The sequence below is a fragment of the Streptomyces sp. NBC_01197 genome, from assembly GCF_036010505.1.
GTDB lineage: Bacteria > Actinomycetota > Actinomycetes > Streptomycetales > Streptomycetaceae > Streptomyces.
On the sequence record NZ_CP108569.1, the window covers coordinates 2,111,261 to 2,125,838 of the forward strand.

The 14,578-nt window shown below is 71.0% G+C and carries 8 protein-coding genes; 4 read left to right on the forward strand and 4 right to left on the reverse strand.

Annotated features, from left to right (window positions below; genetic code table 11):
- Positions 1 to 14: 14 nt before the first annotated feature.
- Entirely contained in the window at positions 15 to 2,642 is a 2,628-nt protein-coding gene (gene glgP, locus OG452_RS09410; protein WP_327295161.1) for an alpha-glucan family phosphorylase, read from the reverse strand.
- A gap of 793 nt (positions 2,643 to 3,435) precedes the next feature.
- Between glgP and OG452_RS09415 the strand changes: the two genes are divergently transcribed.
- The 4 genes from OG452_RS09415 to glgB all read left to right on the forward strand — a co-directional run bounded on the left by OG452_RS09415 (position 3,436) and on the right by glgB (position 11,249).
- Positions 3,436 to 5,508, forward strand: a complete 2,073-nt coding sequence (locus tag OG452_RS09415; protein ID WP_327299567.1) for an alpha-1,4-glucan--maltose-1-phosphate maltosyltransferase — start codon at positions 3,436 to 3,438, stop codon at positions 5,506 to 5,508.
- A complete protein-coding gene (gene treS, locus OG452_RS09420) occupies positions 5,505 to 7,211 on the forward strand; it encodes a maltose alpha-D-glucosyltransferase (protein WP_327295162.1) in 1,707 nt (568 codons plus the stop codon). Before OG452_RS09415 ends, treS begins: the two co-directional genes overlap by 4 nt.
- 232 nt (positions 7,212 to 7,443) lie before the next feature.
- The gene (locus OG452_RS09425; protein WP_327295163.1) at positions 7,444 to 8,889 is read left to right on the forward strand and encodes a maltokinase N-terminal cap-like domain-containing protein; all 1,446 of its coding nucleotides are present in this window, start codon (positions 7,444 to 7,446) and stop codon (positions 8,887 to 8,889) included.
- Positions 8,890 to 8,948: 59 nt separating this feature from the next.
- A complete protein-coding gene (gene glgB, locus OG452_RS09430) occupies positions 8,949 to 11,249 on the forward strand; it encodes a 1,4-alpha-glucan branching enzyme (protein WP_327295164.1) in 2,301 nt (766 codons plus the stop codon).
- A 96-nt stretch (positions 11,250 to 11,345) separates the two neighbouring features.
- Here glgB and OG452_RS09435 read toward each other — a convergent pair whose 3' ends face one another.
- The 3 genes from OG452_RS09435 to OG452_RS09445 all read right to left on the reverse strand — a co-directional run bounded on the left by OG452_RS09435 (position 11,346) and on the right by OG452_RS09445 (position 14,521).
- Positions 11,346 to 13,610 (reverse strand): HelD family protein, encoded by a 2,265-nt coding sequence (locus OG452_RS09435; RefSeq protein WP_327295165.1) that lies wholly within the window; start codon positions 13,608 to 13,610, stop codon positions 11,346 to 11,348.
- 162 nt (positions 13,611 to 13,772) lie between these two features.
- Entirely contained in the window at positions 13,773 to 14,105 is a 333-nt protein-coding gene (gene trxA, locus OG452_RS09440) for a thioredoxin (protein ID WP_327295166.1), read from the reverse strand.
- A complete protein-coding gene (locus OG452_RS09445; protein WP_266852881.1) occupies positions 14,102 to 14,521 on the reverse strand; it encodes a MerR family transcriptional regulator in 420 nt (139 codons plus the stop codon). Before OG452_RS09445 ends, trxA begins: the two co-directional genes overlap by 4 nt.
- Between the last annotated feature and the right edge of the window lie 57 nt (positions 14,522 to 14,578).

Genomic DNA, 14,578 nt, shown 5'->3' on the forward strand with positions numbered 1-14,578 from the left:
CCACCTCAGGAGGATCACCTCAGAAGCACACCCGCGCCCTCCCCCGTCGCCGCGGTCGGTGCCGCGACGAGTCCCAGCTCCGCGCCGGTCGCCAGCAGGTGGTGCGCCGGCAGGATCCGGACCGTGTAGCCGTACGGCCCCGTACGGTCCAGGGCGAGCGGGCCCTCGTACAGCCGGCGTCCGTCCAGGTCGGGGCCGCCCGCCGGTTTCAGTGCGACAGTCCGCGCGTCCGCGATGCGGTCCTGCTCGTCGACCCGGCCCGACACCGCCTGCACCTCCACGTCGTCAGGCCCCAGCCCGCCGAGCGCGACCTGGACCCTCAGCGAGAGAGTGGAGCCCAGTTCCGCCGTGCCGTCGGCCGCGGTCGCCGCTACGGCCTCCACATGGTCGACGTGCACTTCCGGCCAGGCGGTCCGCACCCGCGCCTTCCAGCCTGCCAGCTCCCGGGCCGCTTCGGGCCCGAGCGAGCGGTGGGCGAGGGCGGCTGGCGCGTAGAGCCGCTCGACGTACTCACGCACCATCCGCCCCGCCAGCACCTTCGGCCCCAGGGTTGCCAGCGTGGAGCGGACCATCCCGACCCAGCGTTCGGGCAGGCCGGAGGCCGTACGGTCGTAGAAGCGCGGCGCGACCCGGTCCTCGATCAGCGAGTACAGCGCCGCCGACTCCAGCTCGTCCCGCCGGTCCTCGTCCATCCCCGAGCCGCTCGCGGTGGGAATGGCCCAGCCGAAGTCCGGCTCGAACCACTCGTCCCACCAGCCGTCGAGCACCGAAAGGTTGAGGCAGCCGTTGAGCGCCGCCTTCATCCCGGAGGTACCGCACGCCTCCAGCGGGCGCAGCGGGTTGTTCAGCCAGACGTCGCAGCCCGGGTAGAGCCGTTCGGCCATCGCCATGCCGTAGTCCGGCAGGAAGACGATGCGGTGGCGCACCCGCGGGTCGTCCGCGAACCGCACCAGTTCCTGCACCAGCCGCTTTCCGCCGTCGTCGGCCGGGTGCGCCTTGCCCGCGACCACGATCTGGACGGGCCTGACCGGGTGGAGCAGCAGCTCCGTCAGCCGGTCGCGGTCGCGCAGCATCAGCGTGAGGCGCTTGTACGAGGGGACGCGCCGGGCGAAGCCGATGGTCAGCACCCCGGGGTCGAGCACCCCGTCGATCCAGCCCAGTTCGGCGTCGGACGCCCCGCGCCCGCGCCAGGACGCCCGCAGCCGGGTCCGTACCTCGCCGACCAGTTGCTCGCGCAGGGTCCGGCGCAGCTCCCAGATCTCCGCGTCGGGAACGTCGGCCACCGCGTCCCAGCGGTCGGCGACGCCCACCGACAGCGCGTGCTCGGTGCGTTCGGCGCCGATCCGGCGGACGGCGGTGCGGGTGATCTCGGGCGCCGCCCAGGTCGGGGCGTGCACCCCGTTGGTGATCGAGGTGATCGGCACCTCGTCGGGGTCGAATCCCGGCCACAGTCCGGCGAACATCTCCCGGCTGACGGCGCCGTGCAGGGTGGAGACCCCGTTGGCGCGCTGGGCGAGCCGCAGGCCCATCACGGCCATGTTGAAGAGGCGCGGTTCGCCGCCCGGATAGGTCTCCCTGCCCAGCTGGAGCACGCGTCCGCCGTCGACACCCGGCAGTTCGCCGTCGTCCCCGAAGTGCCTGGCCACCAGGTCGCGGTCGAACCGGTCGATCCCGGCGGGTACGGGGGTGTGGGTGGTGAAGACGGTTCCGGCGCGCACGGACTCCAGAGCGGCGTCGAAGTCCAGCCCCGTGCCCACGAGTTCGCGGATCCGTTCCAGGCCGAGGAAGCCTGCGTGCCCCTCGTTGGTGTGGAACACCTCGGGGCCCGGGTGCCCGGTGATCCGGCAGTACGAGCGCAGCGCCCGTACCCCGCCGATGCCGAGGAGCATCTCCTGGAGGAGCCGGTGCTCGCTGCCGCCGCCGTAGAGCCGGTCGGTGACACTCCGCTCGCCCGGCTCGTTCTCCTCGACGTCGGAGTCGAGCATCAGCAGCGGGACACGGCCGACCTGCGCCTGCCAGATCTGCGCCTGGAGCGAGCGGCCGCCGGGCAGTGTGAGGGCGACCCGGCTGGGTGAGCCGTCCGCCTCGCGCAGCAGCGTGACCGGCAGTTCGTCGGGGTCGAGCACCGGGTAGTGCTCCTGCTGCCAGCCCTCGCGGGAGAGGGACTGCCGGAAGTATCCGTGCCGGTAGAGCAGGCCGACGCCGATGAGCGGTACGCCGAGGTCGCTGGCGGCCTTCAGATGGTCGCCGGCGAGGATGCCGAGGCCGCCGGAGTACTGCGGGAGTGCGGCGGTGACACCGAACTCGGGTGAGAAGTAGCCGATGGCCGCGGGCAGCCCGGCGGGCTGTTCCTGGTACCAGCGCGGTCCGTGCAGATAGGTGTCGAGGCCGTCGGCGGCCTCGGTCAGGGCGCGCAGGAAGCCGGGGTCGGCCGCCAGCTCGGCGAGCCGGGCTGCCGGCACCGTGCCGAGCAGCCGGACGGGGTCACCGCCGGCCGCCGGGAAACCGTCGGGGTCGACGGCTCTGAACAGGTCCTTGGTCCCGGCGTGCCAGGACCAGCGGAGGTTTCGGGCGAGCTCACCCAGCGGGCGCAGCGGCTCGGGGAGGACGGGGCGGACGGTGAATCGACGAATGGCCTTCACGTGTTCCACCTTCGCAGGGGAGATGCGCATCCAGGGGACGCACAGCGGTGTGTACGTCCGCACTTCACCCCGAAGGTAGCCCGTCCGCGCTCCCCGCAACCACGGCGCGAGGCCGCTTCCGCGTGCGCCGGGGCCCCGCTGCGGGGTGCGCCGGTGTGTGTCAGACCGGGCGGTATGGCCGGTTCTCCCCCGTCGCGTGGGCTTGTGGCACTTCGCACCACGGGTGAGGCTGCTGTGTGACACCTCGCTGTGACACACAGCGGTGACCCTGGAACGGAGAGGAGTGTGCCCGGATGGAACGGACCGTCACCTGCCGGGAGGGGCCCGCCCCATGAGGCGCCGTCGGCACCTCCCGTACGCGGTGCCCGACCGGCGCCTCCCGCACGCGGTGCACGACCCGCGGCGGCTGCGCGCCGGGCGCGGCGCGCTCCGTCCGGTCCGGCCGACTGGGGCGGGGCGCGGGGGGCTCTGCCAAAGGTGTGAAACCGCGGCCACCCGCACGGCCGGGCACGGCTCTCCGCGACGCGCGGCCCACCTGGTCCTTGCCTTGCACATTACGCACGAGTACTTAACTCAGGAGCCGGATTGCCCACCGGAGGTGTGGGGGAAGGCTCCTCCGGTACCCGCCCGAGCTCACCCCCACCCCTCTCCACAGCCTGAGTGAAAGCGGACAGGAGCGGTCATGCCCGCAGCCCGCAAGCCGTCATCGGACAAGCCGGCCAGAGGGACTCTCGCCACGTCCCCGCAGCCGCCGAGGTCCCCGAGGCCGCCGAAGCGGCCCCCGACCGGTCAGCTGATCGGCCGTATCCCGGTGCTCGATGTGCGCCCGCGCGTCGACGGCGGGCGCAGGCCCGCGAAAGCGGTGACCGGTGAGACTTTCCAGGTCACGGCGACGGTCTTCCGTGAGGGCCATGACGCGGTCGCCGCCAATGTCGTCCTGCGCGGACCGCGCGGCAGAACCGCGCCCTGGGCGCCGATGCGGGAGCTGGCCCCCGGCACCGACCGCTGGGGCGCGGACGTCACCCCGGACCGCGAGGGCCGCTGGACCTACACGGTCGAGGCGTGGAGCGACCCCGTCACCACCTGGCTGCACACCGCCCGGATCAAGGTCCCGGCGGGCATCGACACCGAGTTGGTGCTCACCGAGGGCGCCGGGCTGTATACACGTGCGGCAGCCGGGGTGCCGAAGAGCAGGGGCCGCCGGGCGGTCCTCGCGGTGGCGGAGGCGCTGGCCGACACCGCGGCGCCCGCCGACGACCGGCTCGCGGCCGCGCTCGCGCCGGACGTGGTGGCGGCCCTCGCCCGGTACCCGCTGCGTGAGCTGGTCAGCGCGTCGGAGCCGCTGCCGCTCCTCGTGGAGCGTGAGCGGGCGCTGTACGGATCCTGGTACGAGCTGTTCCCGCGCTCCGAGGGCGCCGTGGTCGAGGAGGGCAAGCCGCACGTCAGCGGCACCTTCAGGACTGCGGCGAAGCGGCTTTCGGCCGTCGCGGCCATGGGGTTCGACGTGGTGTATCTGCCCCCGGTCCACCCCATCGGAACGACCCACCGCAAGGGCCCCAACAATGCGCTGACCGCCGGGCCCGACGACGTGGGCGTGCCGTGGGCCATCGGCTCACCGGCCGGCGGCCACGACGCCGTCCACCCGGATCTCGGCACCCTGGAGGACTTCGACGACTTCGTCGGGCGCGCCCGTGAGCTGGGCCTGGAGATCGCCCTCGACTTCGCGCTCCAGTGCTCGCCCGACCACCCCTGGGTGACGCAGCACCCTGAGTGGTTCCACCACCGGCCGGACGGCACGATCGCGTACGCGGAGAACCCGCCGAAGAAGTACCAGGACATCTACCCGATCGCCTTCGACCAGGACATGGACGGCCTGGTCACCGAGACCGTCCGCATCCTGCGCTTCTGGATGGGGCACGGCGTACGGATCTTCCGGGTGGACAATCCGCACACCAAGCCGGTGGTCTTCTGGGAACGGGTCATCGCCGAGGTCAACGGCCGCGATCCGGATGTGGTCTTCCTGGCCGAGGCGTTCACCCGGCCCGCGATGATGCACACCCTGGGCGCCGTCGGGTTCCAGCAGTCGTACACGTACTTCACCTGGCGAACCGGCAAGCAGGAGCTGACCGACTACGTCACCGAGCTGGCCGGGGCGTCCGCGGCCGCCATGCGGCCCAACTTCTTCGTGAACACCCCGGACATCCTGCACGGGTACCTCCAGCACGGCGGCCGCCCGGCCTTCGAGGTCCGTGCGGTGCTCGCGGCGACGATGGCACCGTCCTGGGGGGTGTACGCCGGGTACGAACTGTGCGAGAACACCACCGCCCGGGCGGGCAGCGAGGACTACCTGGACTCGGAGAAGTACCAGCTGCGGCCGCGCGACTGGGAGTCCGCCGAGCGGGAGGGGCGGACCATCGCCCCGCTCATCACCACACTGAACGAGCTGCGGCGCCGCCACCCGGCGCTGCGGCAGCTGCGTTCGGTGCACTTCCACCACACCGACAACGACGCGGTGATCGCGTACTCGAAGTCGGTGTCCGTACCGGTCGCCACGGAGTTCGCCACGGGGGCCCCCACGGAGGTCGCCACGCCGGGCGGAGAGGCAGCCGGAGCCACGGTCACCTCGAACACAGTTCTGATTGTCGTCAACCTTGACCCGCACCACACCCAGGAGGCCACGGTCTCGTTGGACATGCCGGATCTCGGCCTGGAATGGCACGAATCCGTCCCGGTGTGCGACGAGCTCACCGGTGAGACCTACCACTGGGGCAGGGCCAACTATGTGCGTCTGGAGCCGGGCAGTACGCCGGCGCACATCCTGGTGCTGCGACCGTCCCCGCCGATCGGAGGGTCACCCACATCATGATTGTCAATGAGCCCGTCCACGACAAATTCGAGGACACTCCCCCCAAGGACCGTGACCCCGACTGGTTCAAACGCGCCGTCTTCTACGAGGTCCTGGTCAGGTCGTTCCAGGACAGCAACGGCGACGGCGTGGGTGACCTCAAGGGCATCACCGCCAAACTGGACTACCTCCAGTGGCTCGGCGTCGACTGCCTCTGGCTGCCGCCGTTCTTCAAGTCGCCCCTGCGGGACGGTGGTTACGACGTCGCGGACTACACGTCCGTACTGCCGGAGTTCGGCGACCTCGCCGACTTCGTCGAGTTCGTCGACGCCACCCATCAGCGCGGGATGCGCGTGATCATCGACTTCGTGATGAACCACACGAGCGACCAGCACGAGTGGTTCCAGGAGTCGCGGAAGGACCCGGAGGGCCCGTACGGCGACTACTACATCTGGGCCGACGACGACAAGCAGTTCGCGGACGCCCGGATCATCTTCGTCGACACGGAGAGCTCCAACTGGACCTTCGACCCGGTGCGCAAGCAGTACTACTGGCACCGGTTCTTCTCCCATCAGCCGGATCTCAACTACGAGAACCCGGTGGTACAGGAGGAGATCATCTCGGCGCTGCGCTTCTGGCTCGACCTGGGCATCGACGGATTCCGCCTCGACGCGGTCCCGTACCTCTACCAGGTCGAGGGCACCAACTGCGAGAACCTCCCGCAGACCCACGCGTTCATGAAGCGGGTGCGCGCCGAGATCGACGCGAGCTACCCGGACACGGTGCTGCTCGCCGAGGCCAACCAGTGGCCGGAGGATGTCGTCGACTATTTCGGCGACTTCAAAAAGGGCGGCGACGAGTGCCACATGGCATTCCACTTCCCGGTGATGCCGCGCATCTTCATGGCCGTACGCCGGGAGTCCCGCTACCCCGTATCGGAGATCCTGGCCAAGACCCCGGCCATTCCGAAGAACGCCCAGTGGGGCATCTTCCTGCGCAACCACGACGAGCTGACGCTCGAAATGGTCACGGACGAAGAGCGCGACTACATGTACGCGGAGTACGCCAAGGACCCACGGATGCGGGCCAACATCGGCATCCGCAGGCGGCTCGCGCCCCTGCTGGACAACGACCGCAACCAGATCGAACTGTTCACCGCGCTGCTGCTCTCGCTGCCCGGTTCGCCGATCCTCTACTACGGGGACGAGATCGGGATGGGCGACAACATCTGGCTCGGCGACCGGGACGCGGTCCGTACGCCGATGCAGTGGACCCCCGACCGGAACGCGGGCTTCTCGTCCAGCGATCCGGGACGGCTCTATCTGCCGACCATCATGGACCCGGTCTACGGCTACCAGGTGACGAACGTCGAGGCATCCATGGCCTCGCCCGCCTCGCTGCTGCACTGGACCCGCCGGATGATCGAGATCCGCAAGCAGAACCCGGCCTTCGGCCTCGGTTCGTACACCGAGCTCCCCTCGTCCAACCCGGCCGTCCTCGCCTTCCTCCGGGAGTACAAGGACGACCTGGTGCTGTGCGTACACAACTTCTCGCGGTTCGCGCAGCCGACGGAACTCGACCTCAACTCCTTCACCGGACGCCATCCGGTGGAGCTGATCGGCGGGGTGCGCTTCCCCCCGATCGGTGAACTGCCGTATCTGCTGACCCTCGCGGGCCACGGCTTCTACTGGTTCCGCTTGCGCAAGGACGCCCCCACCGTGTGACGACGGGCCCGGGGCTGGGCGGTTTCCCCCGCTCCGTCCCGGGCACCCTCCTCACTGGTACCACGGCACCAGCACCCGGCCCACAGAGCCCTAGTCCATCTGGTCCATCCTCACCCGCACCGTCCCGCACAGCCGGATTCCCGCCCTCATTGCGTTCAGCATGGGAGGCGACCCCACGCAATCCGGGACACTCTGCGCATCGTGTGGTGTGCCCGGGAAAGGACGCGATGCCATGTCCAAGGCTGCATCCACCCGGAACAGCGTGCGCTCCGCCGGGTCGTCCGGCCCCCTCCGCCTCCTCGACTCCCTCGCCCCCCTGCTGCACGAGTGGCTGCCCAAGCAGCGCTGGTTCGCGGGCAAGGGACGGCCCGTCACCGCCTTCACGCTGGTCTCGGCCACCGAACTGCTGCCGGTCGGCGCGGCCCCCGGGCTACTCCATCTGCTGGTCCGGGCCGAACAGGAATCCCCCGCGCCCGCCGACTCGACCGGCGACTGCTACCAGCTGCTGCTCGGCGTTCGGACCTCACTGCCGCCGCGCCTCGCCGCCGCGCTGATCGGGCGGGCCCGTACCGGACCGCTGGCCGGGTCCGTGCTGTACGACGCGCTGCTCGACCCGCGGCTGACCGGGCTGCTCCTGGAACGGCTGCGCGCGCCCGGCCGGATCGGAGCGCTGCGCTTCGACCGCGACCCCGCATCGGAGATCCCCGCCGGGCTGCCCGCACGGCCGCTGGGCGCGGAGCAGTCCAACACCTCTCTGGTCTATGGCGATACGTTCATCCTGAAGGTCTTCCGCCGCGTCCACCCAGGGTCGAACCCCGATCTGGAGCTGCCGCTCGCGCTGGCCCAGGCCGGCTGCTCCCGGGTGCCCGCACCCGTCGCCTGGTACGAGACGACGGAGCCCGAACCGGCCACGCTGGGTGTACTCCAGCCGTACCTCGCCGGCTCCGAGGACGGCTGGCAGCTGGCGCTGCTCGCGCTCACCGACGGCCACGACTTCGCGGCGGGCGCGCGGGCGCTGGGCCGGGCGACCGCCGAGGTACACGGGACACTGGCGTCCGCCCTGCCCACCGCAGTCCTGCGCAAACAGCAGATACAGCATCTCGCCGCGGAGATGACGGCGCGTCTGGAGGCCACGGCCCAGGCCGTGCCCGCGCTCGCGCCGTACGTTGCGGGGCTGCGCACCGCCTTCGACACGCTCGCCGACCTGGGGCACGCCGGCCGTACCTGGGCCGCCCAGCGCATCCACGGCGATCTGCATCTGGGCCAGAGCCTGCGGGCCAGGGACGGCGAGTGGTCGGTCATCGACTTCGAGGGCGAACCGGCCCGCCCGCTCGCCGAACGCACCCGCCCGCAGCCGGTGGTCCGCGATGTGGCGGGGATGCTGCGCTCCTTCGACTACGCGGCCCGCACCCACCGCCCGTGGTCCCCGAAGTGGGCGATCGGCTGCCGCGACGCGTACTGCGAGGGGTACGCGTCGGTGGCCGGCGCCGACCCGCGCGCGGAACCGGAGCTGCTACGCGCGTACGAGACCGACAAGGCGGTGTACGAGGTCCTCTACGAGGCCAGGAACCGCCCCGACTGGCTGCCCGTACCGATGGCCGCGATCGAGCGGCTCTCGCTCCCCGAACCCCCTGTTTCCCACCGTGCGCCGAAGCTGCCGAGGAGGCCGCCCCAGTGACCGCCCGTCCCCCGTCCCGCACTCCGTCGCCCGCCGAACGCGAGCCCACCACAGCCAAAATGCCCACAGAACCCGCAGAAGCCACAGAGCCCAGGGCGAACACAGAGCCTCCCGCGCGCACCGAGCCCACAGCCGTTCTGCCCTCCCAGCCGACGCCGGCCGGAGGTGCAAGGCCCGCGGAGACGCTCGGCGCCGGGGAACGCGAGCGGCTGCTCAGCGGCGGCCACCACGACCCGCACGCGCTGCTCGGCGCCCACCCGGTCACCGGTGGCATCGCCGTCCGGGCGCTGCGGCCGTACGCCCGGTCCGTGACCGTGGTCGCGAAGGGGCTCCGCGCCGAACTGCACGACGACGGTCAGGGCTTCTTCTCCGCCCTGCTGCCGCTGCGCACCGTCCCGGAGTACGCGCTGCTCGTCACGTACGACGACGCCGAGATCGAGCTCCAGGACCCGTACCGCTTCCTGCCCACCCTCGGGGAGCTCGATCTGCATCTGATCGGCGAGGGCCGCCACGAGGAGCTGTGGAAGGCGCTCGGCGCGCAGCCGATGACCGTCCAGGGCGTCACCGGCACCCGCTTCACCGTCTGGGCACCGGACGCACGCGGGGTGCGGGTCAGCGGGGACTTCAACTACTGGGACGGCGTGGCGTATCCGATGCGTTCGCTCGGGTCGTCCGGTGTGTGGGAGCTGTTCGTGCCGGGCATCGGCGAGGGCGCGCTCTACAAGTTCGACCTGATGCGCCCGGACGGCAGCCACACCCTGCGCGCCGACCCGATGGCGCGGCGCACCGAGGTACCGCCCGCCACCGCCTCGGTCGTGACCAAGTCGCACCACCGCTGGCAGGACCAGGAGTGGATGGCGCACCGCGCCGACCGGCCGGTCCATGAGGCACCCCTCTCGGTGTACGAGGTCCATCTGCCGTCCTGGCGGCCCGGCCTGACGTACCGCCAGCTGGCGACACAGCTCCCGGCCTACGTCCAGGACCTGGGTTTCACGCATGTGGAGCTGATGCCGGTCTCCGAGCACCCCTTCGGCGGCTCGTGGGGGTACCAGGTCACCGGTTTCTACGCGCCGACGTCCCGGATGGGCACGCCCGACGACTTCCGGTATCTGGTGGACGCGCTGCACCGGGCGGGTATCGGCGTCCTGATGGACTGGGTGCCGGCGCACTTCCCGAAGGACGACTGGGCGCTGGCGCAGTTCGACGGGCGCCCGCTGTACGAGCACTCCGACCCGGCCCGCGCCGAGCATCCCGACTGGGGAACCCTGGAGTTCGACTACGGGCGCACCGAGGTCCGTAACTTCCTTGTGGCCAACGCAACTTACTGGTGCGAGGAGTTCCACATCGATGGACTCCGGGTGGACGCCGTCGCCTCGATGCTCTATCTGGACTACTCGCGCGAGGAAGGGCAGTGGTCGCCGAACGAGCACGGCGGCCGGGAGAACCCGGACGCGGTGGCCTTCCTCCAGGAGATGAACGCGACGGTCTACCGGCGCAACCCCGGCGTGGTGACGATCGCCGAGGAGTCGACCGCCTGGGACGGTGTCACCCGGGCCACCGACCAGGTCGGCGCGGGCGGCTACGGGGGTCTCGGCTTCGGGCTCAAGTGGAACATGGGGTGGATGCACGACTCGCTGGAGTACGTGGCCAAGGAGCCGGTGCACCGCAAGTACCACCACAACGAGATGACGTTCTCGATGGTGTACGCGTTCAGCGAGAACTACGTCCTGCCCATCTCGCACGACGAGGTGGTGCACGGAAAGCAGGCGCTGGTCTCGAAGATGCCGGGCGACTGGTGGCAGCAGCGCGCCACGCACCGCGCGTATCTGGGGTTCATGTGGGCCCACCCGGGCAAGCAACTCCTGTTCATGGGGCAGGAGTTCGCGCAGGGGGCGGAGTGGTCGGAGGCGCACGGCCCGGACTGGTGGCTGCTGGACCCGTCGTACGGGGCGGCGCACGACCACCGCGGGGTACGGGACCTGGTGCGCGACCTGAACGCGGTGTACACGGCGGCCCCCGCCCTGTGGCAGCGCGACACCGACCCGGGCGGATTCGCCTGGGTGGCGGGTGACGCGGCGGAGGACAACGTCTTCGCGTTCCTGCGCTACGACGCGCACGGCGCCCCGCTCCTGTCGGTCTCCAACTTCTCGCCGGTGGTGCGGCACCAGTACCGGCTGGGGGTGCCGGAGTCGGTGCCGGAGTGGCACGAGGTGCTCAATACCGACACCGGTCTCTACGGTGGTGGGGACGTCCGCAACACGGACCCGCTGAAGCCCGAGCCGGTGCCGTACCACGGGCGGCCGTCCAGCATCGGGCTGACGCTGCCGCCGCTGGCGACGGTGTGGTTGAGGCCGGTCTGATCCCGCCGGACGCACCCGGTCCGGGAGACGGCGGGGCGGTGCGGAGGTGTGGAGGTGCGGCGGCGTGGAGTTCACACGCGCCGCACCTCCTCCGTGTCACGGGCGGGCGTCCGCCGCGCAGCTGAGGCACTCCGGCAGTCCGCCACCGGTGTGCACGATGCCGGCCCGCTGGGTGGCCCGGGTCAGGGCCACGTACAGGTCGCTCGTGCCGCGCGGTGAACCGGTCAGGATCAGGCCGGGCTCGACCACGATCACGGTGTCGAACTCAAGCCCCTTCGCCTGCCGGGGGTCCAGCAGGACGACGAGCCGGTGCAGGTCCGGCTCGCCGTCGTCGACGTCCGGGAGCGCGGCGGCCAGTTCGCGGTGGAGCACGGCGGGCGCAATCACCGCGAGCCTGCGCTCGTCGGCGCGCTCGTCCGCCACGGCGTCGGCCACCGCGCGGGGCAGGTCTTCCGTGGCCCGAACCCAGGGCGCCACCCCCGTGGAGCGGATGGAGCGCGGCGGCCGGAACGCCGGGTCCACGGCGCTCGGGACGGCGGCCGCGACCTTCATGATCTCGGCGGGGGTGCGGTAGTTGATGCCGAGCCGCACCAGCTCGTAGCGGTCGTCGACGTACGGGGCCAGCATCGTCGCCCAGTCGCCCACGCCGCCTGGCTCGGCGGTCTGGGCCGGGTCGCCGACCAGCGTCATCGAGCGGGTCGGGCAGCGCCGCATCAGCAGCCGCCACACCATCGGCGACAGCTCCTGCGCCTCGTCCACGATGATGTGGCCGAAGGCCCAGGTGCGGTCGGCCGCCGCGCGTTCGGCGGCGCTGCGGTGATCGGCTTCCTCGTGGCGCTCGGCCATCCGCTCGGCGTCGATGATGTCGTGCGCCGCGAGCAGTTCGGACTCCTCGTCCTCGAACTCGAAGGACTCGGAGCCCAGCGACAGGTCGAGGACGCCCTGGGCGAAGGCGACCTGCTCCTGACGGGCCGCCTCGGCAGCCGCGCGTACCGCGGAGTCGTCCTCACCGAGCAGCTCGGCGGCCTCGTCGAGCAGCGGGACATCGGCCGCCGTCCAGTCGCCGCCCTTGCGGCGAATGGCGTCCGCGTCGGCGTCCGGCAGATGCACCGGGTCGGTGAGGTAGGCGGCGACCACCTGCTGCGGGGTGAGGACGGGCCACAACTCCTCGATGGCGGCGTGCACTTCGGGGCTGGACGCGACGGCCTTGCCGATCTGTGCGAGATCGTCGGGGCCCAGGAAGTTGGGCCCCCCGTAGGGATCGGCGCCGAGCCGGTCGGCCAGCTGCGCGGTCAGGTCGTCGATGATGCGGAACGCGAAGTGCGGGCGTGCCAGGTTGTGCGGCAGCAGCGTCGAGCGGGCCCGCTCACGGGCGGCGTCGGCGATGGTCCAGTCGAGCAGCAGATCGCCGTCGTCGTGCGGGATCACCAGCGGCTCGCCGGGCTCCGGGGTGCGCTGGAGGTCGCGTACGAAGGCGGCCAGCGCCTCCGCCATCTCCGTACGCCCCTTGACGGCCGCGGCCGCCGGGGTGTCCGTGCCGGTGGCGGTCACACCGGGGAAGAGTTCGGCCGGTGTGGCGAGCAGTACGCCTGTCTCGCCGAGCGAGGGCAGCACCTCGCCGATGTAGCCGAGGAAGGCCGGGTTGGGGCCGACGACGAGTACGGCGCGGCGGGCGAGCTGGTCGCGGTGCGCGTAGAGGAGGTACGCGGCGCGGTGCAGGGCCACCGCGGTCTTGCCGGTGCCGGGGCCGCCCTCGACGACGAGGATCCCGTGGTGCGGGGCCCGGATGATCTCGTCCTGTTCGGCCTGGATCGTCTGCACGATGTCGTGCATCCGGCCGGTGCGCGCGGAGTCCAGGGCCGCGAGGAGCACCGCGTCGGCGTCGGACCCCTCGTGTCCGGTCCGCTCGGTGTCGGTGAGGTCGAGGATCTCGTCGTGGAGCGCGGTGACGGTCCGGCCGTCGGTGGTGAGGTGCCGGCGGCGGCGCAGCCCCATCGGGGAATGCCCGGTGGCGAGGTAGAAAGGCCGCGCGATCCGCGCGCGCCAGTCGATCACCAGCGGGGTGCGTTCGTTGTTCTCGTCGGCCTCTTCGCGGATTCCGATACGCCCGATGTGGTACCTGGATCCGTCGGTGAAATCAATACGGCCGAAGCAGAGCCCGGATTCCACCGAATTCAGCGCGCTGAGCAGCCCGGACCGTTCGGCGACCAGCACATCGCGCTCGACACGCGCCTGCAGCCCCTTGCCCACCTGGGCGAACGAGCCCTGGACGGCGGCTTCGGCGCGCTCCCGGAGCGCGTCCAGCCGCTCGTAGAGCCGTGAGACGAATTGCTGCTCGTTCTGCAATTCCTCGGTTGACAATGCAGCTCCTGACGCGATACGGTGCCGTTATAAGACTTCTCCTGACCTTGCGTTACACCTACGGTGTGAGCGTAGACAGGAAGTACCCACTGTACGCGCTGCAATACCCCGGACGTCAATTCGCCCGGGGTATTTTTTGTGCTGCGTTTTCCGCTTTCCGCGTCAGAGCACGTCGGCGAGTTCCTGAAGCAGCCGCCGCTTCGGGCGGGCACCCACCATCGACTTCACCGGCTCCCCGTCGCGGAAGACCATCAGTGTCGGCATCGACATCACCCCGTACCGGACCATCACGTCCGGATTGCTGTCGACGTCGAGCTGTACGACCTTGAGGCGTCCGGCCTCCTCGCCCGCCACTGCGCTCAGCACCGGCGCGAGCTGCCGGCACGGCCCGCACCAGTCGGCGGTGAACTCGACCAGGACCGGCAGTTCTGCCGCGAGCACCTCGGTGTCGAAATCGGCGTCGGTCACGGCGTCGACGCCCTCTGCGTGGATCATCTCCGGTGTTCCTCCCACTCGTCCCCGTCGGACAGTTCACAGCGCGGCTCCGGGCCACCCGGCAACTCCGCCTCGGCGCGGGCCAGTTCCGCCCCCACCTGCCGGCGGACCCCCTGGAGCTGCCCGATCAGCGCATCCAGTTCGGACAGCTTGCGCCGGTACACGGCGAGCGAGGCGGGGCAGACGTCACCTGCCGGGTGCCCGGCGCGCAGGCACTCGACGAACGGCCTGGTCTCCTCCAGGTCGAAGCCGAAGTCCTGGAGCGTCCTGATCTGCTGGAGCAGCCGCAGATCGTCCTCGTCGTAGGTGCGGTAGCCGTTCACCGCCCGCCGTGCGGGCAGCAGCTCCCGGGACTCGTAGTAGCGCAGAGCACGGGTGGTGGTGCCGGCCCGCTCCGCCAGCTCGCCGATTCGCATGCCCTGACGGTAATCCTTGACGTCGACGTCAAGGCAAGGGCGGATCCGGCGGCCGGG